The following is a 25,737-nucleotide window of genomic DNA, read 5'->3' on the forward strand; positions in this document are numbered from 1 at the left end:
CCGCAGGAGCGCCCACCATGTCACCACGCACTATCGCGAGCACCAAGGCCGCGAGCACCACTGCCCCCACTGGCGCCCGCTTGATCGCCACGCTGAAAGACGCGTCCGGACCTGAAGCGGCCGCGGCCGACACCGCGCTGTTGGGCGGCAAAGCCGCGCGCCTGGCCGAAATGACCGCCGCCGGGCTGCCCGTGCCACCCGCCTTCTGCATCACCACCGAGCTGTTCGACCAATACCTCGCGGACACCGGCCTCGCCGGAAAGATCCACGCGATGGATCCGGCCGACGCCCGCAGCGCGATCGCCGACACGGCGATCCCGAAGCCGCTCGCGGACCTGATCACCGCCGCCTACGCGCAGCTGGGCAGCCCGCGCGTCGCCGTGCGCTCCTCCGCCTGCAAGGAGGACTCCGCAATCCAGTCCTTCGCCGGCCAGCACGACACCGTGCTCGACGTGGCCGGCGACGAGGCGCTACTCGAAGCGGTCAAGACGTGCTGGGCCTCGCTGTGGTCACCGCGCGCCGCTTCCTACCGCGCGGCCGGCCGGGACGCAGAGTCGATCGCGGTGCTGGTGCAGGAAATGGTGCGAGCCGAGGTGAGCGGGGTGCTGTTCACCGCGGACCCGGTCAGCCCGCAGCCGCACCGGATGATCGTCGAAGCCTGCCACGGTCTGGGCGAAGGGCTGGTGTCCGGACGGGTTTCCAGCGACTTCTTCGCCCTCGACGACCGCACCATGGAGCCGGTCGACGAGCGCATCCGCTACAAGGTCACCAAATGCGCGCCGATCGAACCCGGCCGCATCGGCATGATCAAGGTCGACGGCGCCGCCCGCACCGCTCCCTGCCTCACCCGCGCGCAACTGCGCGACCTGTGTTCCCTGGCCCTGCGCGTGCGCTCGCACTACGGCGACGAACAAGACATCGAATGGTCTCTCAGCGATGGGCAGCTATACCTGCTGCAAGCCCGGCCCATCACCACCAAGCCCGTCGCGGCGCTGGCCCGCAGCCCCTTCCTGCACCGCCAGCCCGACGCCATACAACACGGCGCACTGTGGTCGCGCATGGACATCGGCGAGATCTTCGTCGGCCAGATGACGCCACTAGGCCTCAGCTTCGCGCGCTACCACCAGAAGTACGTGCACGGGCACTGCGCCGCGGCGGTAGGCGTGCGCGACACCGGCGACTACGTCGGATACATGGGGTACCTCAACGGCCACGTGTACCTCAACGTCTCCTACACCTCCTACCTGCTCGGCCAGTGCCTCCCGACCCGCGACCAGCGGCACTTCACGGCGCGATTCGTCAGCGAGGAAGTAGATCTCGCCAACTATCGCAACCCGTACGGGACCTTCCCCGGCGGCATCGAGGACGCGAAGTCCACCGCCTTCTGGATCAAGCACACCGCCACCGAACTGGTGCGCATGAAGCAGCGCTGCAAGCAGCTGGTCGCCTCACGGCTCTTCGAATTCGACCGCGCGCGCGGCATCGACCTGTCGCGGCTGACCCGGCTCGAACTGCACACCGAGCTGGAGCGCTATCTCGAGCACTACCACGACATGCACGTCGGCTACATGCCGTACTACATCAACGCGTTCGGCGCCTACGGCCTGATGACCGAGCTGTGCGCGAAATGGCTCGGCAGCGCGGGCGCGAATCTACAGAACCGCGTCAAGACCGATATGTCGAACCTGCGCACCGTGGCCTCGGCGCGCGAGATGTGGACCGTGGCGCAGGCCGCCAAGCAGCGCCCGCGCGTGATGAAGATCATCCGCGAGAGCCCGCTTGAGCACATCGAGGCCGCGTTGCGTGAGGACAAAGACGGCGCGGTGTTCTGGGACCGGCACATGGAGCCGTTCCTGCGCGCGAACGGCACCCGCAGCCAGCAGGAGATGGAGCTGACCCATCCGCGCTGGATCGACGACCCCTCCTACATCTTCCAGATGGTCCGCCGTTATGCCGAGGACGGGATGTCCATCGACGACATCCTCAAGCGCAACCGCGGCGGGGGAGAGGAGGACGCCGCCGCCGTCCTGCGCACGCTGCCGCGCGTCAAGCGCACCATGCTCGAGAAGATCATCGCGTTGTACGCCAACTGCAGCGAACTGCGTGAAACCGCGCGCATGTCGATGGTCACCTCGCTCTGGTTGATCCGCAACGTCATCTACGAGGTCGCACGGCGGTTGATCGAGGAAGGCGCCCTCTACACCGTCGAGGAGGTCGCCTTCCTCGAGTTCGACGACATCCGCACCTACCTGGCCAGCGGCGCCCCGGCCCGCGAGGTGTTCGACCGCGCCGCGATCGACGAGACCCGGCGGGTATACGAGCACTACAAGCGGCTGCCGGAACCGCCCCTGTCGTTCATCGGCGAATACGACCCGGCCGAGCAGGCGCGCCCGGCCGCGGACGGTCCGCAGCTGATCGGGCTCGGCGCCAGCCCGGGCCGGGTCACCGGGCGCGCCCGCATCATCGAGGACCTGGTCTGGCAGGCCGATGAGTTCCAGCCGGGGGAGATCCTGGTCACCCGTTACACCGACGCGTCCTGGACTCCGCTGTTCGCCATCGCCGGCGGCGTGGTCACCGACATCGGCTCGATGCTCTCGCACAGCTCGATCGTCTCGCGCGAGTTCAACGTGCCCTCAGTGGTCAACACCAAGCACGCCACCCAGCGCATCAACACCGGCGACCTGGTCACCATCGACGGCGACGCCGGCCTCGTCGAAATCATCGAAGCCTGATTCACCGCGCGGCGCGACCGCTACGACGCCCCGCCCCGACGTGGGCGGGGCGGGACGGAGAGAGACCCCATGATTCCCAACCAGTGGTACCCGATCCTGCTGCCTGAGGACGTGACCAACGACAAGCCGACCGGCGTGCGCAGGATGGGCCAGAACCTGGTGCTGTGGCGCGACATCGACGGCAACCTGGTCTGCCAGGACGCCCGCTGCCCGCACAAGGGCGCGAATCTCGGCGACGGCCGGCTCAAAGGCAACTCGGTGGAATGTCGCTACCACGGCTTCCGGTACGGCCCGGAGGGCAACTGCGTGGCCATCCCCGCGCTCGGCTCCGACGCGCGCATACCGGCCGCGCTCTCGATCGCGCGCTACCCGGTGCGCGAACAGAACGGGCTGATCTGGCTCTGGTGGGGCGACGAGCGCCCGGAGAACGAACTGCCCGACGTGCAGATCCCGCCCGAGGTGGCCGACCACCCGGGCCTGCACGCGACCATGCACTGGACCCGTCCGGTGCACTACACCCGCTACATCGAGAGCGTCCTCGAGTTCTACCACGTCACCTACGTGCACCGGGACCACTGGTTCAACTACGTGGACTACCTGTTCCTCTACGGCACGCTGCGCAAGTTCGGCCTCGACGGCCGGGAACGCTACCTGGCCGCCACCAAGGTCGAGAACAGCCACCTGGAGGTCGACGGGCAGACCCTGCGTTACTCCTTCGACCACGTCGAGGAGGAGGACCCGACCAACACCAACCACTACGACGTGACCTTCACCTTCCCCTCGATGTCGCACATCGCCAGCAAACAGTTCGAGGTCACCGCCTGGTTCGCGCCCATCGACGACGAGCACACCGAGATCTTCCTGCGCTGGTACGAGTTCCCCCGGCTCAAGGGCGTGCTGCGCTCCGAGCGCCTACGCCGCCTCGTGCCGCGTCTTTCGCTGTACATGGAAAAGTGGGTCCAGGACCCCCAGGACGTGCGCGTGCTGCTCGGCCAGGAGCCGAAGGTCAGCGGACGCGGCGTCAGCAAGTTCATCCCGGTGGACGAACTGAACGCCAAGTACGTCTCCATGCGGACCAGGCTGCTGCAAGAGGCCGCCGCGACGACCAACGGCAACGGCTCGTCCAACCGCACCAACGGTGCTAACGGCAAGAACAGCGCCACCGATGCTCACGCCACCAACGGTGCCAACCACGTGAACGGCGCTAGCAGCACCAACGGCGTCAACAACATGAACGGCGCTAACAGCACCAACGGCTCATCACACGACATCGAGCAGACTACGGCCGCAGCCCCCGCGCACTGATCGGCACCTCGAGCCCCGTCGGCGGGTGCGGAACCTCCCCGCTCGCACCCGCCGGCGGATTCTGCGCGGCCGCAGGACCGCCTGGACCGCGTCAATCCGCGGTCAGCGATCCGTCAGCGCTTCGCACGAGACTGATTCGGCCCCAGCAATCACCTCCGGCCCCGCGCAGCCGCTGCGGCCTGCCGCGCCCGATCCGCCTACGTCCCGATACCTCAGGAGCTCGTCATGGCAAACGACTACGACGTCATTGTGATCGGCGGCGGCCCGGCCGGCTCGGCCGCGGCCGGCCTGCTGGCCAAGGCAGGGCGCAGCGTGCTGGTCCTGGAAAAGGAGAAGTTCCCCCGCTACCACGTCGGCGAATCCCTCGTCCCGGGCGCCATCCCGGTTCTCGAGGAGCTCGGCGTGCGCGACGTCCTCGAAGCCGGATACCTGCGCAAGTACGGCACCACGCTGCGCTGGGGCGCCGAGCGCGACCTGTGGACGATCCGCTTCGCCGAGGTCGGGCCGATCGAGTACGCCTACGAAGTCAAGCGCGCCGAATTCGACAACGTGCTGCTCACCCAGGCCCGCGTGCTCGGAGCCACCGTGATCGAGGAGGCGACGGTCACCGAGCCGTTGTTCGACGGCGAGCGCTGCACCGGCGTGCGTTACCGGCTAGGACGTCAGGGCACTGTCACAGAGGCGCACGCGCGGTACGTCATCGACGCCTCCGGCCAGGCGAAGCTGCTCGCCCATCGGGAGAATCTGATCGACTGGCACGAGGACCTGCGCAACATCGCCGTGTGGAGCTACTTCCAAGGCGGAGTGCACTTCCCCGGCACCGACCGCGGCAACATCCTGACCGAGTACCACGGCAACGGCTGGGTCTGGGTCATCCCGTTCTCCGACGGCACCCGCAGCGTCGGATTCGTCGGCCCGAACGACCTGTTCGTGCAGTCGGGCCTGACCCCCGAGCAGTACTTCACCCGCAACTTCGAGGCCACCAAGGAGGCCAAGCGGCTGCTGGAAGGCGCCTCGCGGATCTGCGACTTCCGGGTGACGAAGGACTGGTCGTACGCGGCCACCCGCTTCTGCGGCCCCGGCTACCTGATGATCGGCGACGCGGCGGCCTTCGTGGATCCGCTCTTCTCCACCGGCGTGATGCTCGCGCTCAAGAGCGCCTCCGTCGCGGCGGCCACGACCGGCGCCATCCTCGACGACCCGGAGCGCGAGGCGGAATACCAGAAGGGATACGAGCACAGCTACCGCGACTTCTTCGACACGGTGGTCTCCTTCGTCCGGTACTTCTACGACGCCCGCCGCCAGCGCGTCGACTACTGGTCGCGCGCCCAGGAACTGATCGACCCGGTCCGCGAGCTCGAGGAGCGGGCCGACTTCATCCGGCTGGTCTCCGGCCTCGGCGGCGGCCTCGAGGTAATGCAGACCCCGGATTCGGTCCGCGAGGCCGCGAACCTCGCCGCGGCCGACGCCAAGCCCGCCGCTTAGGCACCCGACAGCAGGAGTCGCCAGTCCATGCACTCCGAGCCGCAGACCAGCCGACAGGCCCGCGCCCGCGCCGCCGAACCGATCGCGATCGTCGGCATCGCGGCACTGTACCCGCACGCCCGGGGCGTAGCAGAGTACTGGGAACTCATGCGCCGAAGCACGCCGCCGTGCAGTTGCTCGCAGGGCGGCGTCGCGGCTTCGGGCCTGGACGACCTCGACATCGACGTGGCCCGCTTCGGCATCCCGCCGGCCCAGCGCGGCTCGCTCAACCGCATGCAACTGCTCATGCTCGAAGCGGCCGCGCAGTGCCTCGTGGACGCGGGACATGATCCGCGCTCACCGCTCGGCGGACGCACCGACGTGGTGTGCGCCACCAGTTTCGGACTCGATCGCCAACTGGCCAACGCGCTGCGCGTCGAGGCCGTCCGCTACACCCGCGATCTGGAAGCCGCACTCGCCGCGCCTGACGGCGCGCTCTCGGCAGCCGGCGCGCGCGAGGCGGCGGACGAACTGCGCGCGCTGCTCACCGGTCGGCTCGGCGGATCACCGCACGACCGCGTCGGCGAGATGCCGAGCAGCATCCCGGCGCGGATCGCCGCGGCGTTCAAGCTGCATGGCCGGACCGTGAGCATCGAATCGGCGGACGCCGGCTCCTTCGTCGCCCTCGCGGCCGCGGTCGACAGCCTGCGAGCAGGCCACGCGGACGCCGTGCTCGTCGCCGCCGGACAACGGCGGGAGGGCGCACTGCTCGAGAGGGCGCTCGACGCGAAAGGCTTGCTGCAACCCGACGCCCATCCGTTCGCCGCCGACGGATACGGTCTGCGGCCTGGCGAAGGTGTCAGCGCTCTGCTGCTCAAGCCGCTGTCGGGCGCACAGCGCTCCCAAGACCGAATCTATGCTCTGATCCGCGACTGCACACTAGTCCACCACGCCAGGCCGGGAGTCTTCCGGTATTCGCCCTCGACTTCGCACCGACTCCAAGCCGCCGCGGCCGCGCACCACTCCGCCGCGGTGCCGCCGACCGCGGTGCAATACGTCGAGAGTGCCGCCGCGAGCATGGCGCCAGTCGCCCGCGCCGACCTCGACGCGCTCGGCGCGCTGTTCGCGCACCGGCTGCCCGGCTCAATCGCCTTGGGCAGCGCGCAGGACCGGCTCGGTCACACGATCTGCGCCGCCGGCCTGGCCGCGGTCACCAAGGCGGCGCTCGCGCTGCACCACCGGCACCTGCCCGCGCAGGCCGCCTGCCCGAAAGCCGATCCGCTGGACTTGTCCGGCACCGCGTTCCGCTTCACGCGAACGACCGAGCCCTGGTTGTGTCCAGAAGCCGACTTGCCGCGCCGCGCCGCGGTCGTCGGCTCCTCGCTGACCGGCACCGTGTGCTACCTGCTGCTCGACGAACACGTGCCGAAAGCCGCCGCGTCCGGCGCAGCCGCGATCCCGGCCGCTGCGGCAGCACGAAGGTCGCAGCCCGTCGCAATCCTCGCCGCGGCCGGGAGCTTCGCCGACAGACGCACCGCCGACGACTTCTGGCGCACTTCGCTGCACGCGGACGATCGCATCAGACCGCTGCCCGCCGAACTACTCGACCGAGAGCTCTACTTCCGGCCCGGCAGCACCGGCCTGGCGCAGACGTACACCGAGCTCGGCGCCGCCCTGCCTCCCCCCAAGCAGCCACCGCCCGGCCTTCACATCATTCCCCGGCGCTACGCGGCCATGGACCCGGCCCAGCGGCTCATCCTGGACGTCGCCGATCAACTTTTCGCCTCCTGCCACACCAGACCGGCCGACCTGCGTGGCAGAGGGCTGATCGCCATCGGCAGCTCGCTGAGCCTCTCCCGCGAACGGCGACTAAACGCACAGCTCGCCCTCCCAGAGATCGAGCAGGCTGTCAAAGAGCTCGCCGCGCTGCGCCACCTGACCGCAGAGGACCGCGACGCCGTAGTCAAACTGGCCCGCGAGCGCTTCGCCACCGCCGACGAGGTACTCGGACCGGTCACGCTCGACGGATATCTGGCCAGCGGTGCGGCCGCACTCATCGCCAACGAATTCCGCCTCAGCGCCGTCCCGGTGGCCGTCGAGGCAGCCTGCGCCTCGGCGCTGGCCGCGGTGGACATGGCCATCAGTGCCCTGCGAACCGGAAGCGCCGACTACGCGATAGCCGGCGGCGTCGAATTGCCCTGCAACGAGCGCGACCTGGTTCTCTGTTCCGCCCTCGGGCTGCTGTCGCCGACCCGCATCACGCCGTTCGCAGCCGGCGCCGACGGATTCACTCCCGGCGACGGCTGCGCGCTGTTCCTGCTCAAGCGCGAAGAAGACTGCACACGCGAAGGCGAGCGGATACTCGGCCTCATCCGCGGTGTCGGCGCCTCCAACGACGCCAAATCCCTGATCGCCCCGGACGCCGACGGCCAGGCGCGCGCAATGCGCGAGGCTTTCGGGCAGGTCGACTTCGGCCCCGACGCGGTCGGATACCTCGAAGCGCACGGCACCGGCACCCGCGTCGGCGATCGCGTCGAGATCGACGCGACCACCCAGGTCTACGGCAAGACCTCCCGCGAGGAGCCACTGCGCATCGGCACCGCGAAGGCAGCCTTCGGCCACACCTTCGCTGCGGCCGGCGGCGCCGGCTTGCTACGCGCCCTGTACGCGGTACGCACGGCAACGTACCCGCCCACCGCAGGTGAGGGCGAGCTGAACCCGGCGATCGATCTGCACGCCATCCCGGCCGAGATACCGCGCCGTCCCCAGCCGTGGACCAGCCCGCCAGACCGGCCGCGCCGCGCCGCCGTCAGCAGCTTCGGCACCGGCGGCATCAACTACCACCTGCTGATCGAAGAACCCGGAGGCGCGATCCGATGACCTCGTACACGGACACGGTTACAACAGACACACCTGCAATAGACGCGCTTGCAATAAACACTGTCGCAACCGACGCCGTTGCGGACACGGATGTCGACGAACTGTGCCGGGCGGTGCGCGGCTTCGCCGAGAGCAAGCTGAGCGGCACTCCCGAGAGCCACGCCGACTTCCGCCGCCGCTGGCGCATGACGGGGCAACAGGGCGTCCTCGGCGCCTGCGTCCCGACGTCCTACGGAGGAGCCGGCCTGAATGCGACCGCGACGAGCGCCGTCATGGAAGCATTCGGATACGGCTGCCAGGACACCGGCTTCGCCTTCTCCTGCGCAGCCCACCTCTTCGCCTGCCTCATGCCGATCGTCCACTTCGGCACCGAGGAGCAGAAACGCCGCTGGCTGCCCGCACTGTGCTCCGGCGAACACGTCGCGGCCCACGCCGTCACCGAACCGGACGCCGGATCCGACGCGCTGCATCTGACCACCCGCGCGGAACACCGCGGTGAGACTTTCGCGCTGTCGGGCACCAAGTGCTTCGCCACCAATGCGCCCGTCGCAGACGTGCTGCTGATTCAGGCCGCCACCCGGGCCGGCGGCGGCTTCTTCGGCCTCAGTTCGTTCCTGGTTCGCGCGGACGCGCCCGGGGTCCAGGTCGGCCAGCCCTATCGGAAGGTGGGCCTGCACGGCTCGCCGACAGCAGACATCTACCTCGACGAGTGCGTGGTTCCCGCGTCCGACCTGCTCGGGCCCGAGGGAGCCGGCGCCGGAGTGTTCTCCCTGTCCATGCGCTGGGAGCGCACCTGCCTCTTCGCGATCTACCTCGGCGCGATGCGGCGCGTACTGGACACGACCGTCCAGTACGCGCGGCAACGCGAGCAGTTCGGCGTCCCGATCGGCAGCTTCCAGGCGATCAGTCACCGAATCGTCGACATGGAGCTGCGACTGCGCAGCGCGCGCCTTCTGCTTCAGCAGGCCGCCCGCGGCCTCGACGCCGGCGACGAGGACGACATCGCGCCCGCGCTCGCGAAGCTGGCGGTCAGCGAGGCGGCGGTGCAGTGCGGCATGGACGCGATACAGATACGCGGCGCTCTGGGGGTGCTCGACGGTGAGGCCGAGCGACTGCTGCGCGACGCGTTGCCCTCCCGGATCTTCTCAGGCACCAACGAAATCCAGCGCAACAACGTGGCCCGGGCGCTCGGCCTGGGAGCCCCGCGCCCCGCACAACGCCCGACCCCTAGCGAGGAGCCTCGTGGACATCATCGTGCATCGCATACGGCTACGGCCCGGAGTCGCTCCTGAGCAGTTCGAGACCTGGGTACGCGAACGCGACTACGCGGCCTGCCCCGAGCTGGCCAGCGTCGTCTCCTTCAGCGTTCAGCGCGTGACCACGGACACGACGGCACCGGTGCACTACTTCGAAGTCATCACGGTGCGAGACCGGGAGCTGTTCGCGCGGGACATGAAGAGCGCCGTGTTCGGGCAACTCGTCGACGCCTTCGAGCGGATGGCGGTCGTGGTCGACGAGTGCGCTGGAGAACGCATCGAACCGGGATACGCCGCCGCATAACGCGACGCGACTGCGGCCCACCGGTATCCCTTTTTCGGTCCGCCTTGTGCCGGAGCGAAAATGAACAGCCGTTCGGATTCATGTGCCGGGCGGCTGTTGTTTTCGTGACGGTTTACCGAACGGTCGTTGAAGAAAACGACGCCCGCAGCCGCATTAGGAGCACCTAACTCCGGCGAACTCGGTACGATAGTGCAAGATAAGGACGCTGATTGTAATCTCCGAGCACCACGGAATTCGTAGTGCTCAGACAGCATACTGACCGGTCGGATGGTGGTTGACCGTTCTACCGACGGATGACCTTGACACTAACATTGCAGCGTGCAAGAGTTCGAGCTGTGCCTCGGTCGAGGAACAACGGGGAAAAGATCATACCGTTGTCTGATTCCGGCCGCCGCCGGAGGTTCGGCCACAGGAAAGGGAATATCAGCTAGTTCTTGGGAGTGTCGTGTTCATCGACATACTTGGTACGGTCGCCGTCAGGGTGGAAGGGTGTTGCCGGGGAATCCGCGCGAACAAGGTGCGCGCGATGCTCGCGACGCTCGCCCTTGACGCCGGCCGTGCGATCTCACACGTCGATCTCGCCGACGAGCTATGGTGCGGCCAACCGCTCGGCAACGTGCGCAATGCGTTGCAGGCGCAGGCCACCAGGGTGCGGCGGGTGCTCGACGGGAAGACAGGGCAGGGACCCGGCCTGACCGTGCTGCGCGCGGTGGGCAACGGGTACCTGCTCGACATCCCGCCGGAGCACGTCGACGGAAACCGTTTCCTCGATCTGGCCGCTCGCGGCGCGGCGCTGCTGCACTGCGACGCGGACCGCGCGCTCGAGCTGCTTCAAGAGGCGCTGCGCCTGTGGCGCGGACCTGCCCTGCTGGACGCGGGCGACGGGTTGCGCTGCCGCAGTGCCGCAACGCTGTTCGACGAGCGGCGCCTGACCGTCTGGGAGGACATCGTCAGCGCCCGCCTCGCCGTGGGAGACAACCGGCAGGCGATCGCGGATCTCAGTCAGCTGGTAGCCCACCACCCGCTGCATGAGCGCTTCTACGAGCAGCTGATGCTCGCTCTTTACCGCGTAGGCCGGCACAGCGACGCGCTGGACCTGTTCCACCGGCTGCGCGCGCGGCTCGACGAGGAACTCGGCCTGGAGCCCAGCGACCGGCTCAAGCACCGATACGCCGAGATTCTCTCCCAGGACCCACGGCTGGAATCGACGGCCGCCGTATGGTCGCAGCAGGTCGGCCAGCGCATCGCAGCGTACTGACGGCGCGGCTGCGCGCCGCCGCTCCGGCCCGGCCGCGCCGGGTCATCACCGCACCCTGATGGATCGACGGGTTCCTTCCTTCGCCGCAGGACCATCGCCGGCTTTCGCTGCCGTACAAGGCGGAATGCGCCCCGAACCCGTCGCAGTTCAGGCGTCGAGCGCCTTTCCCTGGCCGGTCGTCACGAGCGTGTCGACCGGCCTCGCGCGGCTCGCATCAAAGGGCTGCGACCCACCGCATCCTCGCAACCGGGTCTGACCAGTCGCTGACCGGCCGTTGAACCACCCGATCCGGTCCCCGACGGTCAGTCATCGGTCAGCGCACGGTCAGCGCACGGAAACAGACTGGTCGCCGCAGCCCCGCCAGACGGAGGAGTAGCTACTGTGGCCCTACCTCGCCGCGCCCGTCCGAAGGGCGGCGCCCTGTGAGCCGGGCCGCCGTCCTCGCCGGACTCGGCAGCGCGCTGCCTGAGCGCGTGGTGACCAACGAGCAGTTGCCCGCCACCGCGAACAGCACGGACGAGTGGATCCGCACCCGCACGGGCATCCGGCAACGGCACTTCGCCGCGCCGGGCACCGCCACCTCGGACCTCGCGGTCGAGGCCGGGCGCGGTGCGCTCAAGTCCTCCGGCCAGGGTGGGGCCGACGCCGTCGTGGTGGCCACCACCACGCCCGACCGGCCGTGCCCGGCCACTGCGCCGTTCGTGGCCAGCAGACTCGGGCTCTCCGGGGCCGCGGCCTTCGACGTCGCGGCGGTGTGCACCGGATTCGTCTACGCCCTGGCGACAGCCGCCGGCCTGATCGCCGCCGAGGCCGCCGACCGAGTCCTGGTCATCGGCGCGGACACCTACTCCAGCATCCTCAACCCGCACGACCGCACCACCTTCGCCCTCTTCGGCGACGGCGCGGGCGCGGTGCTGCTGCGCGCCGGGAAGCACGGTGAGCCGGGCGCCCTCGGAGCGTTCGACCTCGGCAGCGACGGCGAGGGCAGGGACCTGATCACGGTACGCGCCGGCGGCTCGCAGCAACGGCTCGCGGCGAGCGCGGGCGACCCTGACGACCAGTACTTCACGATGGCAGGCCGGGAGGTGTTCCGCCACGCGGTGCAGCGCATGGAACGCTCCGTGCGCACGGCGCTCGAACAGGCGGGCTGGCGGCACACCGACCTGGACCGCCTCGTGTGCCACCAGGCCAACCAACGCATCCTCGACCGCCTCGCCGACCTGCTCGGCATCGATCCGCAGCGCGTCGTCAGCAACATCGCGCTGGTCGGCAACACGGCCGCCGCCTCCATCCCGCTGGCCCTGCACCAGGCCCATGAGGAGGGCTCGCTGCACGCCGGGCAACGCGTACTGCTCACCGCCTTCGGCGGCGGCTTGACCTGGGGATCGGTCACGTTGACCTGGCCCCGGCTCGCCGCGCCGTGACGCCTCACGAACCACCACCCGACACGAAGGAGCGCCCGATGGCGAACTCTTACGACGCGCTGGTCGACCTGCTGGTGCACCGGTTCGACGTCGACCCGGCGAAGATCACGCCGCAGGCCACGTTCGAGGATCTGGACATCGACTCGCTGTTCATGGTCGAGCTGCTGCTGGTCGTCCAGGCCGAGCTCGGCGTGCAGATCGACGACGACGCCGCCACCCCGCGCGACACGATCGCCAAGGCCGCCGAGCTGATCGGCGCGCGGGTGGCCGCCTCGGCGTCATGACCGCGGTCGCGGTCACCGGGCTCGGGCTGATCACCGCGGCCGGAATCGGCGCGCAGGCCACCTGGGCGGGCGTGTGCTCGGGCCGCTCCGCGGCGCGCCGGGACCCGCAGCTGGCCGGACTGCCGGTGGACTTCTCGTGCACGGTGCCCGGCTTCGAACCGGCGGTCCACGTCGGCACGCGCAGCCGGCTGATCCACGACAGGTTCGTCCAGCTGGCACTCGCTGCCGCGCGCGAGGCGGTCGCTGACGCCGGACTCGACCCGGCCACCTGGGATGGCGCCCGAGTCGGGGTGGTCGTCGGCTGCGGGCTCGGGGGAGTGTCCACCTGGGAACGCCAGCAGCGGGTGATGATGGAGACCGGGCCCGGCGCGGTCTCCGCCCTGCTGATCCCGATGCTGGTGCCGAACATGGCGGCGGGGAACGTGGCCATCGATCTGAAGGCCACGGGCCCGAACTTCGTCACCGCCACCGCCTGCGCCTCCGGCGCGACCGCCCTGGGCGCCGCGCGTGACCTGTTGCTGGCCGGCCGGTGCGACGTCGTACTCGCAGGCGGCAGCGAAGCAGGTGTCAGCCCGCTGATCGTCACCGGGTTCGCGCAGATGGGCGCGCTGTCGCGGCGCCGCGACGATCCGGGCGCCGCCAGCCGCCCCTTCGACGCCGATCGCGACGGGTTCGTCATCGGCGAAGGCAGCGCGATCCTCGTGCTCGAACGCGAATCCGACGCCCGCGCCCGCGGCGCGCGTGTCCGGGCCCGCTTCGCGGGCTACGGCGCCAGCGCGGACGCCCATCACCTCACCGCGCCGGATCCGCAGGCGACCGGCGTCATCCGGGCGACACGCGAAGCGCTGCGCGAGGCCGAGCTCGCACCCGAGGACATCGACCACGTCAACGCGCACGGCACGTCCACCCCGCTCAACGATGAAATCGAGGCGAGCGCGCTGGGCACCCTCTTCGGCGCCGGACCCGCGGTCACCTCGACCAAGGGCGTGCTCGGCCACACGCTCGGCGCCGCCGGGGCGATCGAGGCCGCCCTCAGCGTCCTGACCCTCGAACACGGCACGGTCCCGCCCACGGCCAACCTCGACTGTCAGGATCCGAAGATCGAACTCGACGTGGTCCACGGTCGGCCGCGCCATGGACACCTGCGGGCGGCCGTGAGCAACTCGTTCGGCTTCGGCGGCCAGAACGCGGTGCTCGTCTTCACCGCCGCCTGACCCTCTCCGCTCGGCCCGCAGCGGCCGAAGCCCATCCCATCAGCCCTCTCAAGGAGCCATCGTGGTCCAGCGCACCGTTCTGTTGAAGCGTGTCTCGGGCGCGCTCGCCCTGATCAACGGCATCTCGAAGTTCATCCCGCAGCCCGACGCCGCCGACAAGCCGCTGACCGACACACTGCTTGGTCGCGGCGAGTTGCCTGGCACCTCACGCCGGCCGCCCCGCGGTGCCCTGCTGCTTACTCTCGCTGTTCTAGCCGGCCTGCTGCTCTACCGGCGCCCGTGGGCGCGAAGCGGCGCGTCGCTTGAAGCGCTTCTCACCGACAGCGAGGACTAGGACGCGGGTCATGTCGTTCGCCATCCCTCACGACGACCTTCAGGCCCTCGAAGACCGCGTACAAGCCGCGCTGCGCACAACCGACGACAGCGCCCTCGACGTGCTCGGCTACGGCGAAGTCACCCTCGTGCTCAAGCTGACGACCCCTCACGGCGCCTACGCGTGCAAGCGGCTGCCGGTGTTTCCCACGCTGGAGCGGTACGAGCGTTACACGAGCACGCTCGCAGACTACCTCGAAAAGCTCGAGCAGGCCGGCATCCGTGCGGCGCCCACGCGGCTATGGCACGAGCGCCTGTCCGGCGGCCGTATCGTCGCCTACTGCGTCCAAGAGGCCTTGCCCGCCGAACGGCTGTGCTCGCGGCTGCTACGCGACCAGCCCCAGTCCTGGGCCGTCGACTTCTTCAAGCGCTTCCTCGATCACGTCGACCGTGCCGTCACCCCGGCCTTCGGCCTCGACGCCCAGGCCTCGAACTGGATCGACCTGGACGGCGAACTCACCTACCTCGACGTCACGACCCCGCTGCTGCGCGACGACCAAGGGCGCGAGCGGCTCGACGTGCCGCTGTTCCTCACCTCGCTGCCGTGGGTCCTGCGCGACGCCGTACGTCTCACCATGAGCAAGTCGATCTTCGACAAGTTCTACTCGAGCCGCGGCGTGCTGCTCGACTTCCTCGGCAACCTGCACAAGGAGCGGCTCGAGAAGCTCATTCCGCTCTTCCTGGAGGTGGCCAACCCGCGCCTGTCCGCGCCGATCACGGCGCAGGAGGTCGCTGCCTACTACCGCGGCGATGCGCGCATGTGGGAACTGATTCAGCGGCTGCGCAAAGCCGACCGCTTCTGGCATCGCAACGTGCTGCGACTCCCCTATCCGTTCCTGCTGCCGCCCGAAATCGACCGATGACCGAGCATCCGGACGGCCGGACCGTCTGCGCGGCCCTCCAGCGCGGCCTAACCCTCGACCCGGCACGCCCGCTGCACCTTTGCCACGCACCCGGGCCGCTGACCCTCGCCGTAGTCTCGATCGCCTGGCTCGGCAGCCTGCCCGAAACGGCCCGCGCCGCGCTTGAACGCCGCGAACTGCACCCGCAGGAAGCGGCGCACGCCGCCACGCTCTGGCTGCTCAAGCGCCGGTTGGAATGGGTCGCCGGACGGTTGGCCACATCCCGCGCCGTACGCGCCCACCAGCGTCGCCACCTCGGTCACGAACCAGGTCCGCGCCGCATCAAGGTCTCGCAGATCCGCAGCGGACCGCGCGCGGGCAAGCCCACAGCCAACGCTCCGGTGCAGATCGGACTGTCACACTCCGGCGACTTCGCGGTGGCCGCCTGCGGCCCGCGGCCGATCGGCGTCGATCTGGAGCGCACCCGCCCCATGCCGCCGCCACTGCTCGACCTGCTGGCCACACCCGACGCGGATGAGGCGGCTGAGGCGGCGGAGCCGGTGCCGGCGCATCCCGCGCTGCGGGAGATGGCGCCGTCATTGCACTGGGCATGCAAGGAGGCTGTGCTCAAGCGTCTCGGCGTCGGCCTGCGCGTGGATCCGCGCGAAGTGACGCTCACCGGCTGGCAAGCAGACGGCCGCTTCTCCTGGCGAGCCGGCGCTGACCTGCGACAGCACGAGCCCGACGCCGAGCAGGCGCAGCGCTTCGCCGGATGGGCCCGCGACATCGACGGCTATTCCCTGGCCCTGGTATGGAAGTAGCGTGACACGTGCGGACTCCCACGGCCCCTGCGCCCCCTCCTGCGCCGACGCAGCCCTTTGACCTCGTCTTGAGCCAAGCCGCGAAAGTCGCCGCGCTCAGCCCGTCCTCGCACAACTGCCAGCCGTGGGCGCTTGCGCACCTGGCCGGGGACGAGGCCCGCAGCGCGGCGGCGAAGCTGTTCCACGATGACGTCGCCGGACCGCACCGCTATCTCGCGCTGGCCCTCGATCAGGACCGCCGGCTCACCGCTTTGGCCGCGCACGGACTCGAGATGCTCCTCAGCTGCGGGCTGTACGGCCAACTACTCGTTCGGGCACTTGCCGCGCAGGGCTGGACTCTCGCGCAAGCCGGCTTTCTGGAGGAGGACGCTCCCAAGCTGCACCCGCGCTGGCCCGAGCGATGGACCGCGCTCGGAGTCTTGAAGCTCGTCCCAGGTGTCCACGCCGCAGAATCCATGTCCGAGCTGAGTGCCGCGGCCGCGGCCCGATGCACGAATCGGGCGCCCTACCTCAATGAGCAGCTCGATCCCGCGGTGCTGGAAGAGCTAAAGGCGCCGGGAACGGCGCTGTGTGAGAACCATGACATACAAGTGCACCACCTATTCCGTGCCGAGGACCGATCCCAATTCGCCCGGCTGCTCGCCCGCCACGGCGGCCGCGACTTCAGTGACCTGACCGCTTGGAGCGAGACCTTCTCATTCATCCGATCGCCGCAAGAGGCTGCCGGGCACGGCGACGGCTTCACGCTCGCCCAGCTCTTCGGACCCATGCGCCCGACGCGCCGCCACCTGATGAAACTCGCCCTCGCGCCCAGGACCATGCGCGCGCTTCGCCACCTCGGCTATCCCCGCCTGCTGGCCGGGCAATTGGCCGCGCTCACCCGCGAAACGCCGACGATCAGCATCTTGAGCCTGCCCACCGCGGCACCGACCGCGCACGACATCCTGCGTGCGGGCGCTTACCTGACGGACTATTGGCTTCGCGCCACCCGCAGCGGCCTCGCCATCCACCCGCTCAGCATCCTGCTGCAACACGAGGACGCGCGCCGTGATCTGCAGTCACGGTTCAACCTGCCCGGCCGGGTCTTCTTCGTCGCCCGGCTCGGCCGTCCGACCAGGGCCTTCCCACGCACCGCGCGGCGAGCAGCGTCCGGCGCGCACATCGAGCTCTGACTCCAGCGAAAAAATCATTGCACGATGCACTGAATTAGCATTGCATCATGCAATGATCGGTGTAGCATTGGCCATATGGACAATCCGCAACGGCGGCACATTCGCGCAGGTCGAAGACCATCTACCGTGGAACAGGGAGCTGCGACGCGCCAGGCGCTCCTGGACGCCGCGGCCGCACTGATCGCCGAGACCGGCTGGTGTGCGGTCACCACCCGCGCCATCGCCGCCCGGGCGGGCGTGCCGCACGGGGCGGTGAGCTACCACTTCGAGGGCAAGGACGACCTGCTGCGCGAGGCCGCCCTGTCCGCGACCCGCCAGGCGCTGGCCGCTCCGCTCGCGCTGGCCGCACAGGCCGGCAGCGTCGCTGAGCTGCTCAGCGGGACGTTCGCCTGGTACGCCGCCGGCGGCCTGTCCGACCCCGCGGTGGCCCAGCTCCTCGAAACCGCCCGCGAGGCCGTGCGGGACAACGCGCTGCGCGCTCCGATCGCCGCGGACCTGCACGACTACCGCAAGGCGCTGGCTGACCTGGTCCGGCGCGACCAGGAACGCGGCGCGCTGGTGGGCGCCGTGCCCGCCGACGGCGTCGCCGCGGCAATAGCCGCCCTGCTCGACGGCCTGCTTCTACACCTCGTCCTCGACCCCGAACTCGACACCCGGCCGGCCGCAGCCGCCGTGCTGGGCCTGCTGGCAGGAGAACCGCAATGACCGCATACCACTGGGGCGTCCGGATGGCGCGCCACCGCAAGGCCGTCTTCTATACATGGATTGCGCTCCTCATCGCGTGCATGGCCTCCTTCCCGCTGCTCGAATCGCACTTGGGCGGACCGAACTACGGGGTCAACGGCTCACAGTCCGAACAAGTCAGCGCGCTGCTTCAACGGCACTTCGCCGGTGAGGGGGCCGAACAGGACGTGATCGTCTTCAGCAGCTCCGGGGATATCACCGCTGCCGCCGGGCGGAGCGCCGTCGCCAAGGTGCTCTCCGCGGCCAAAGGCCAGACCGGAGTGGTCGGCGTCCTGAGTCCCTTCGCGCCGCAAGCCCACGACCAGATCTCGCCCGACCATCGCGCCGCGCTCGCCCTCATCGGGCTCAACGGCAGCCCCAGCCAGCTCACCTCGCGTTCCGGCAAGGTGCAGACAGCAGTGCGGAACGCCTCGGGTGACGGCGTGCAGGCGTATCTCACCGGCTACTCGCCGATCACCAACGACCTGACCGCGGTCGAGAACGCGGATTCCGAGCATGCCGAGTCCATCGGCATGCCCGTCGCGCTCCTCGTCCTGCTGTTCGCCCTCGGCGCCGTGGTCGCCGCGGTGCTCCCGCTGCTGCTCGCCATCGCCGGGCTCATGCTCGCCTTCGGCGTCGTCGCCCTGCTCGCCCTCGGCTTCAACTTCGACGCCTTCCTGGTCACCATCATCACCATGATCGGCACCGGCATCGGGATCGACTACGCCCTGTTCATCGTCAGCCGGTTCCGCGAGGAACTGGCCCGGCGCGGGGTGAGCGGGAAGGGCGGCGGCGCGCAGCACCGCGCCCAGTCCGCGCAGATCGCCGAGGCCGCGGGCTCCGCCATGGCCACGTCCGGCCGCACGGTGTTGTTCTCCGGCGTCGTCGTCGCCATCTCGATGTGCTCGCTGTTCATCGTGAACTCCTCGGTTTTCCGCGAGATCTCCGTCGCCGTGCTGATCGTGGTCGTCTGCACCCTGGCCGCGGCCTGGACGCTGCTGCCCGCCGTGCTGGCCATGCTCGGCGCACGGGTCAACAAGGGCTCGCTGCCGGCCCGCTTCCAGCCCGCCGACATCCAGCCCGGAGCGTTGGAGAACACCGGCGGCTGGGCCCGCTGGGCGCACACGATCATGCGGCACCCGATCGTGGCGGGCGTGGCCGCAGTGGCGATCCTCGTGCTCGCGGCGCTGCCGGTGGGCGACATGCGCTACGGCATCGACCTCGGCACCGCCTCGCTGACCGGCAAGCCCTCGGCCAAGGCCCAGCAGGTGCTTGAGCGCTCCTTCGGACCCGGGGTCGTCTCACCGGTGCAGATCGTCGTCACCGGTCCGGGTGACACACCGCTCCAAGCGGCAGGCGCTCAGCAGGCACAGCGACTGGCCGCGGCGGTCTCCCACGACTCGCGCGTTAGCGCCGTCGACACGCAGCAGGTGGGCGGGCGCGTGCTGATCGACGCGGTGCCCTCCGTGCCGATCGACTCATCGGCGGCGACCACGCTCGTCCAGCACATCCGCGACGACCTCGTGCCTCAGGCCACTGCGCACACGAGCACGGTCGCGCTGGTCGGCGGCGCGACCGCGGTGTTCCTCGACCTCACGCACGAGACCAACGCCAAGGTTCCGTACATCCTGCTGCTCGTCCTCGGGCTCTCGCTGCTGTTCCTGCTCGTGGTGTTCCGCAGCGTCGTGCTGCCGGTCAAGGCCGTCGCGATGAACCTGCTGGCGACCGCTGCGGCGATGGGCCTGACGGTCGCGGTCTTCCAGTGGGGCCACGGATCGAGCGTGCTGAACTTCACCAGCGTCGGATTCCTTCAGGTGTATCTCCCGATCAGCGTCTTCGTGATGCTGTTCGGCCTCTCGATGGACTACGAGGTCTTCCTCATCCGCCGCATGCAGGAGGTCTGGCAGCAGACCCGCGACAACGCGACCGCGGTGGCCACCGGCATCGAGCACACCGCCCGCCCGATCGCCGCGGCCGCGGCGATCATGGTGGCCGTCTTCGGCAGCTTCATGATCGCGAACGTGCTCGAGCTCAAGCAGTTCGGCCTGGCCCTGGCGGCGGCGATCGCCCTGGACGCCACGCTGATCCGCCTGGTTCTGGTCCCGGCGCTGATGCGTCTGCTGGGGCACTGGAACTGGTGGACGCCCTCGGTGTTGGAGCGCCTCCTGCCCGGCGGGACGGCTCCGGCGGCGAGCGTGCCGGCGCCGTCGCGCCCCGCGGCCGAGGCGGTCACCAGCGATCCTCCGCGTGGTGCGGCCCGCTAGCGCAGGCCCGAGCAGGGCTCGGCGGCGGGGATCGGCGCGGCACGCCAGCGCCAGCCCCTCCGCCGAGCCGCTCACCGTCTCCGAATCGCTCACCGTCTCCGAACCGGTCAGGCAGTGGTCAGCGATCGATCAGTGCACTGTGCCACGCTTCCCGCGTGGACGTCTTCGACATGCTCGCCGACGAACGGCGGGCGCTCGCCGACCTGCTCGACCAGCTCACCGCCCGGCAGCTGGCCACCCCGAGTCTGTGCAACCGGTGGCGCGTCCACGACGTGGCCGCGCACGTGGTGATGGTTCTCGAGGTCAGTTCGGGCGAGTTCCTTCGAACCCTGATGACTTCCCGGGGCAGCTTCGACCGGGCGAACGACAAACTCACCGCCCGCTGGGCCGAGCACTCGGCCACCGAGCTCACCGAACGGCTGCGCCGCCTCGCGGAATCCCGGTTCATCCCGCGGGGCCAGGGTCCGGAGGCGCCACTGGCCGACCTGCTCGTCCACGATCTCGACATCCGCCGCCCGCTCCGCATCGTCCGCGACGTCGAACCGGACCGGCTGCGCGCCGCGCTGCAGTGCCTGGTGACGCTCAAGCACCCGCCGGGCGCTCCCGGGCCGACTCTAGTGCCGCGCGGCTGCCTCGACGGGCTGCGCCTGGAGGCGGAAGACATCGACTTCACCTGGGGACGTGGCGCTCCGGTACGGGGCGCGGCGGACGACCTGCTGCTCGCGATAACCGGCCGCGGCGAGGGAGCGCGACGGCTCAGCGGCCCAGGCGCTACGACGCTTGCGCGCCGCATCGGGTGACAGCGCTCAGAACGGGTGACAGCGTTCAGAACGCAGCGTCTTCGCCTGCTTGGCCGGTCCCTGACCGGTCATCACGCGTGAACGTCTGCTGATCCGCGGGGCGGAAGGCCAGCAGCGGCACTTCATGCACCAGCCGAAGCCGCGCGCTTGGCGAGGCGTCGTAGTCCCACCCCACCAGCCATGTGAGAGCACGCCTGATCATCGGCGCGGCCCAGTGGTGGTCGTGTTCGTAGTGCGCGAGCGCTTCGGCGGCTTCTTGCTCCCCGAGCACGCGGTACGCGGGCGAAAAGCGCTCGTTCGCGACCGCAACTTCGACGGCGCCGCCGGCCCGCACATTGCGATACCAGTCCGCGTGCTCGCCGAGTCCAGCCATGACGACGAACTCATTGCGCCCTGGGTCGGCGCGGACGATTTCGAGCATGGTCCGATATCGGCGCCCCGACTTTCGGCCGATGTGCGTCAGGCGCAGGAACCGGTGATCAAGCAGCCAGCCGGCGTGCAGGTCGTAGAGCCGCGTGGGTGATCTGAGCAGCCAGCGAGTCGCCGATCCCGGCCTCTTGTGCACAGCCGGGCTGTCGGATGCTTCGTTGGTGGCCATCACATCGCCTCCCTCACGGTCCAGGCTCGGTTTCCAGCGACGTAGCTACCCAAGAATTATTGCACTATGCAATCTATTGGGAGGGGATGCGCCCGGGCCGCAGACCGCGGCGGCTCGAACCGCTTCTGTTAGAAGGCTGTTAGGCGCCCCGCCGAGGATGAGTATGCGGAATCCGCTCAAGGACAACGACGAATACGTAGGAGACACAGCCTGTGAAGCTCAAACGATTGGGCGCGCTGGTCGCGTCCGTGATCGCGGGCCTGACGCTCGTGGTCGGCGGCCCGGCGGTGTCGGCGCACGCCGCGACCGCGGACTGCATCCCCACCGTCGACTACCCGCAATCCAACGGAACGGTGTGGGCGTCGGTTTGGTGCGGAGCCGGAGACATCGGAAATATCGACCAGAACGTCTACGAGGACGGCCATCTGGTGTGGCAGCGGTCGTCGTATCAGTGCATCGGGTCGGGCGGCACGGTGGTCTTCGTCAACTGCTCCGAGACCAACCACTTCGGCACACGTACCCCCGGCCACGAGTGGTGCCAGATGACGTGGTTCTTCCTGAGCGCCGGAACTGACTCGGAACGCGAGTGCATCTACCCGGACGGGCACATCACGTACAGCTCAAGCGGTTGGTACTGATCGGACAGCCGCCCCGGGTGCGGCACGCTCCCTCCCGCCTGACCCGCGGATAGCCGCGGTGGCCTCACTGCCCGGGCGAGATCGCTCAAGGTCGACCCGGTTCGCCATCGGCGGCCGGGTCGACCGTCGTCAGCATTGACGGCCTGGATGGCTTTCGGACTCAGCGGCGCCGACAGGCAGCGCTCACGATCGCCTCGGGCCGTGGCGGAGGAGGTCTCGTACCTGTTGCACACGTGGATCACCGAGATCGGACAAGATGCCCTCAGCGGCGCTTAGATGCTCTCGCGCTTCCCGGTCCCGGCCGAGCCTCGCCAGGTCCTCGGCCTGGTCCTGCAGCGCGTCGGCTTCCTGAGTCCGGTCGCCGGCCGCGCGGATCTCGCACAGACCTCGCTCACGGGTACGGACTGCCAGTTCGACGTCGCCCAGACCGCTGTATGCCCGTGCGAGTTTGCTCAGTGCGTCGCCCTTGCCGTGGATGTCACCGTTTTGCGGGTAGGAGCCGAGGGCGCACAGCAACGTATCCCGGGCCAGTTCGAAGCGCCCCTGAGCCAGATACACCTCGCCGAGCGACGCATAGCCGGTGCACTTCCCCAACGCATAGTCGGCCTTCTCAGCGATCGCGATCGTCTCTTCGAGCACGGCCAACGCGTCGTCGAAACGCTCGAGTTTACGATAGAGGATCCCGAGGTTGGACAGACAAGCCGCGACACCTTCCGGGTTGCCCAGACGACGGCGCACCTCGAGCGCTTCCTCGAAGTGGGCCACGGCGTCCTCGTACCGGTGCTGCTTCGCCTCGGTGATGGCAATCACGTTGAGCAGCGCGCTGCGCCCGCTTTCCGCCTTGGCCTCGATCGCGCTCGCCAGACCCGTCAACAGGATACTGAGGACCTCCTGATAGGGATGCTCAAGCGCGAGGTAGGTGTAGAGCTTGAACGCCAGCTGCCAGGCGAGATCGTGGCGGCCGATCCGCACCGCTTGCGCCACCGCGGTGGTGAGGTTGTCCTTCTCTGCCCGGAACCAGGCGAGGCACTCGGCGTAATCGCGCGCGGGTGGGAACCGCCACGCCGGATCGGGCTCGCGCTCCAGTGGCCGCACCCGGCCGGGCGCCATCGCCAGCGTGGTCCGGACGACCGCGTGCAGGGTCCAGTCCAGCAACCGGGCCACGCTGTCCGCGCCGCGCTGCGCCGGATCCTGCAGCCGGGATTTCTCGGCGGCATAGAGACGCAACAGGTCGTGGTAGCGGTAGATCCCCGCCTGCGGTGACTCCAGCAGGTGCGCGTCGACGAGCGACTCGAGCAAGCATTCGGCTTGCACGTATTCGACGCCGAGCGCGGCGGCCGCGCTCATGATGCTCAGATGAGGCCCGTCAAAGAGGGAGAGCAACCTGAACGCCTCGCGCTGCCCGACGCCGTCCGCGGCTTTCAAGTCCAAGGCCGCGTAGCTGACTTCGAAGCTCGCCCGTATACCGAGGTCGCCGGCGGTCAACTCGCCGAGGCGGTCCTCGGCGCGCTCCAGGCGGTCAGCCAGGTCGGCGAGCCGCCACCCGGGCCGGGCGAGCAGGCGCGCGCCTGCGATCCTGATCGCCAGCGGAAGGCCCGCGCATCGGCCCAGGACGCGGGTGAAGGCCTCCGGCTCGGCTTGGCAGCGCGCGGAGCCGATGATCCGCTCAAGGAGCGCGCTGGCGTCCGCGTCCGGGAGTACGTCCAGATTCAGTCGGTGCCCGGCCTCCAGCTCGATGAGGCGGTCTCGGCTGGTGACCAGGACGCACGAACCGCCGCTGCCGGGAAGCAGCGGCCTGATCTGATGGGCGTCGAGGGCGTCGTCGAGCACGATCAGCATCGTGCGGTCCGCCAGCCAGCCACGGTAAGCGGCGGCAAGCTCTTCCGTTTCGGCCGACAGCGCCGCAGGATCCGCGCCGAGCGCGCGCAGGAAACGGGCGAGCACCTCGGCGGCCGTGGCCGGGCGGTCACCGCCTCCGCGCAGGTTCGCATACAGTTGCCCGTCGGGGAACCCGGCCCGCGTGGCATGAGCGGCGTGTACCGCGAGGGCCGTCTTGCCGATGCCTCCAGCACCGGTGAGCGCCGAGACCACCACGACCTGCGGCGGCCGCCGGCTATCGCCGAGCAGCGAGGTCAGCTGCGCCAGCTGCATGCCGCGCCCGGTGAAGTCGGCAACGTTGCCGGGCAGCTGTGCCGGCACCGGGCCCCGCGCTCGTACCTCAGGCACCGGTTCGCCGCGCAGCAGACGCTGATGTAGCTGCCGAAGGTCGTCGGAGGGCTCGATCCCCAACTCCCCGACGAGAATCCTGCGCAGCTCCCGATAGGCCTCCTGCGCCTCCGCCTGTCGGCCGGAGCAGTGCAGCGCGAGCATGAGCCGGGCGTGGAAGGATTCGTGAAGGGGGTGTCGGTCGACGAGTGTGCGCAGCTCGCCGACCAAGTCCCGGTGGCGCCCGAGCCTGAGGTCTGCTTCGATGCGGGCCTCCAGCGCTCGCAGCCGCAGCTCGCCGAGACGCTGCGCCTCGGTCTGGCACAGAACCGTCGGCGCGCATCCCGCGAGCGGCTCGCCGCGCCACAGCCTCAGCGCTTCGGCCAGGCCGTTCGACGCGCTCTCCCAGTCGCCGTTGCGGGCAGCGCGCTGCGCTTGATCGTAGAGCCGGGTGAAGACGTGCAGGTCGAGTTCTCCGTCGTGTACCTCGAGCAGATAACCCTGCGTAACAGTCCGGAGCCGGGAGCCGTCGCCGGTCAGTGCGGCGCGCAGGCGCATGACGTGGTTGTACAGCGAAGCGGTGGCGGCCGCGGGAGGATCTTCGCCCCAGAGCATCGCGGTCAGCCGCTCGGTGGTGACGACCCGGTTCGCCTCCAGCAGCAGCGCGGCCAGCACGGTGCGCCGCATAACCGCCTGAATCCTCAGCTCCGCCCCGTCGCGGATGACCGCCGGCGGCCCGAGCACCGAAAACTGAAGCAAGGATCGTCTCGCTCAAACGCATCATGGCGCGGCAAGCGCGCATCGAATGTGATTGCCCCATTACCGAAAGCGATTCGGCGGACATCGTATCCGGCGCAGAGGATCATGTTCCATACCCTCAAGAGGCTGCAATACCGGTCAGGCATCCTGGACGGCTTTATCGCCGGAACCGGACTTACCCGGATGTCCCGGATAGCGGTCCCGATCTCGTTCGGTTGGCCCGGAGTCGTGTGGGCCGCCGAGAAGAAGGTTGGCGAGTGCGGTGCGGTGGTGGATGACGGCCTTGCCGTCGCGGACGCTGGTGATGAGTCCGGCGGCGCGTAGCGCCGCGGTGTGCGCGGAGATGGTCGCCGCGCTCAGTCCGAGGCCATGAGCGAGTCCGCTCGTGTTCACGGCTTCGGCGGCGAGTTCCAGGATGCGAA

Annotated in this window: 20 protein-coding genes and 1 pseudogene; 18 read left to right on the plus strand and 3 right to left on the minus strand. The window is 69.4% G+C overall.

The window, feature by feature from the left end:
• The first annotated feature begins 17 nt into the window (after positions 1–17).
• The 17 genes from VFA06_RS18695 to VFA06_RS18775 all read left to right on the plus strand — a co-directional run bounded on the left by VFA06_RS18695 (position 18) and on the right by VFA06_RS18775 (position 21,115).
• The gene (locus VFA06_RS18695) at positions 18–2,732 is read left to right on the plus strand and encodes a PEP/pyruvate-binding domain-containing protein (protein ID WP_324841905.1); all 2,715 of its coding nucleotides are present in this window, start codon (positions 18–20) and stop codon (positions 2,730–2,732) included.
• A 69-nt stretch (positions 2,733–2,801) separates the two neighbouring features.
• Positions 2,802–4,037 (plus strand): aromatic ring-hydroxylating dioxygenase subunit alpha, encoded by a 1,236-nt coding sequence (locus VFA06_RS18700; RefSeq protein ID WP_324841906.1) that lies wholly within the window; start codon positions 2,802–2,804, stop codon positions 4,035–4,037.
• Positions 4,038–4,262: 225 nt separating this feature from the next.
• Positions 4,263–5,522, plus strand: coding sequence for a tryptophan 7-halogenase (locus tag VFA06_RS18705; RefSeq protein ID WP_324841907.1), 1,260 nt, complete (start codon positions 4,263–4,265; stop codon positions 5,520–5,522).
• A gap of 27 nt (positions 5,523–5,549) precedes the next feature.
• Entirely contained in the window at positions 5,550–8,381 is a 2,832-nt protein-coding gene (locus VFA06_RS18710; protein ID WP_324841908.1) for a polyketide synthase, read from the plus strand.
• Entirely contained in the window at positions 8,378–9,673 is a 1,296-nt protein-coding gene (redW, locus tag VFA06_RS18715) for an L-prolyl-[peptidyl-carrier protein] dehydrogenase (RefSeq protein ID WP_324841909.1), read from the plus strand. Before VFA06_RS18710 ends, redW begins: the two co-directional genes overlap by 4 nt.
• Positions 9,624–9,941 (plus strand): hypothetical protein, encoded by a 318-nt coding sequence (locus VFA06_RS18720; RefSeq protein WP_324841910.1) that lies wholly within the window; start codon positions 9,624–9,626, stop codon positions 9,939–9,941. The genes redW and VFA06_RS18720 overlap by 50 nt, the downstream gene beginning before the upstream one ends.
• 526 nt (positions 9,942–10,467) lie before the next feature.
• Positions 10,468–11,199, plus strand: a complete 732-nt coding sequence (locus VFA06_RS18725) for an AfsR/SARP family transcriptional regulator (protein ID WP_324841911.1) — start codon at positions 10,468–10,470, stop codon at positions 11,197–11,199.
• 422 nt (positions 11,200–11,621) lie between these two features.
• On the plus strand, positions 11,622–12,623 hold the full coding sequence (locus VFA06_RS18730; protein WP_324841912.1) for a beta-ketoacyl-ACP synthase III: 1,002 nt from the start codon (positions 11,622–11,624) through the stop codon (positions 12,621–12,623).
• 38 nt (positions 12,624–12,661) lie between these two features.
• A complete protein-coding gene (locus VFA06_RS18735) occupies positions 12,662–12,907 on the plus strand; it encodes an acyl carrier protein (RefSeq protein ID WP_324841913.1) in 246 nt (81 codons plus the stop codon).
• Complete coding sequence (locus VFA06_RS18740) at positions 12,904–14,121, plus strand: beta-ketoacyl-[acyl-carrier-protein] synthase family protein (RefSeq protein ID WP_324841914.1); 1,218 nt, start codon at positions 12,904–12,906, stop codon at positions 14,119–14,121. The genes VFA06_RS18735 and VFA06_RS18740 overlap by 4 nt, the downstream gene beginning before the upstream one ends.
• Before the next feature lie 61 nt (positions 14,122–14,182).
• Entirely contained in the window at positions 14,183–14,455 is a 273-nt protein-coding gene (locus tag VFA06_RS18745; RefSeq protein ID WP_324841915.1) for a hypothetical protein, read from the plus strand.
• Positions 14,456–14,465: 10 nt separating this feature from the next.
• Complete coding sequence (locus VFA06_RS18750) at positions 14,466–15,356, plus strand: DUF6206 family protein (RefSeq protein WP_324841916.1); 891 nt, start codon at positions 14,466–14,468, stop codon at positions 15,354–15,356.
• Complete coding sequence (locus VFA06_RS18755) at positions 15,353–16,156, plus strand: 4'-phosphopantetheinyl transferase family protein (protein ID WP_324841917.1); 804 nt, start codon at positions 15,353–15,355, stop codon at positions 16,154–16,156. Before VFA06_RS18750 ends, VFA06_RS18755 begins: the two co-directional genes overlap by 4 nt.
• Before the next feature lie 68 nt (positions 16,157–16,224).
• Entirely contained in the window at positions 16,225–17,328 is a 1,104-nt protein-coding gene (locus VFA06_RS18760) for a hypothetical protein (protein ID WP_324841918.1), read from the plus strand.
• Between the two features lie 126 nt (positions 17,329–17,454).
• Positions 17,455–18,033: a helix-turn-helix domain-containing protein gene (locus VFA06_RS18765; protein WP_324841919.1), complete on the plus strand. Its 579-nt coding sequence runs from the start codon at positions 17,455–17,457 to the stop codon at positions 18,031–18,033.
• Positions 18,030–20,315: an MMPL family transporter gene (locus VFA06_RS18770; protein ID WP_324841920.1), complete on the plus strand. Its 2,286-nt coding sequence runs from the start codon at positions 18,030–18,032 to the stop codon at positions 20,313–20,315. The genes VFA06_RS18765 and VFA06_RS18770 overlap by 4 nt, the downstream gene beginning before the upstream one ends.
• A gap of 155 nt (positions 20,316–20,470) precedes the next feature.
• The gene (locus tag VFA06_RS18775) at positions 20,471–21,115 is read left to right on the plus strand and encodes a maleylpyruvate isomerase family mycothiol-dependent enzyme (protein WP_324841921.1); all 645 of its coding nucleotides are present in this window, start codon (positions 20,471–20,473) and stop codon (positions 21,113–21,115) included.
• A 25-nt stretch (positions 21,116–21,140) separates the two neighbouring features.
• On the opposite strand, the gene VFA06_RS18780 is transcribed toward VFA06_RS18775, so the two are convergent.
• On the minus strand, positions 21,141–21,713 hold the full coding sequence (locus tag VFA06_RS18780) for a nitroreductase family deazaflavin-dependent oxidoreductase (protein ID WP_324841922.1): 573 nt from the start codon (positions 21,711–21,713) through the stop codon (positions 21,141–21,143).
• A 212-nt stretch (positions 21,714–21,925) separates the two neighbouring features.
• Here VFA06_RS18780 and VFA06_RS18785 point away from each other — a divergent pair, with 212 nt between their 5' ends.
• On the plus strand, positions 21,926–22,351 hold the full coding sequence (locus VFA06_RS18785; RefSeq protein ID WP_324841923.1) for a hypothetical protein: 426 nt from the start codon (positions 21,926–21,928) through the stop codon (positions 22,349–22,351).
• A 183-nt stretch (positions 22,352–22,534) separates the two neighbouring features.
• Here VFA06_RS18785 and VFA06_RS18790 read toward each other — a convergent pair whose 3' ends face one another.
• Both VFA06_RS18790 and VFA06_RS18795 read right to left on the minus strand, forming a co-directional pair.
• The gene (locus VFA06_RS18790) at positions 22,535–25,243 is read right to left on the minus strand and encodes an AfsR/SARP family transcriptional regulator (RefSeq protein ID WP_324841924.1); all 2,709 of its coding nucleotides are present in this window, start codon (positions 25,241–25,243) and stop codon (positions 22,535–22,537) included.
• Between the two features lie 210 nt (positions 25,244–25,453).
• Positions 25,454–25,737: pseudogene (locus VFA06_RS18795) on the minus strand (helix-turn-helix domain-containing protein); the annotation flags it as partial.

It is taken from the genome of Actinocrinis sp. (assembly GCF_035653575.1).
GTDB lineage: Bacteria > Actinomycetota > Actinomycetes > Streptomycetales > Catenulisporaceae > Actinocrinis.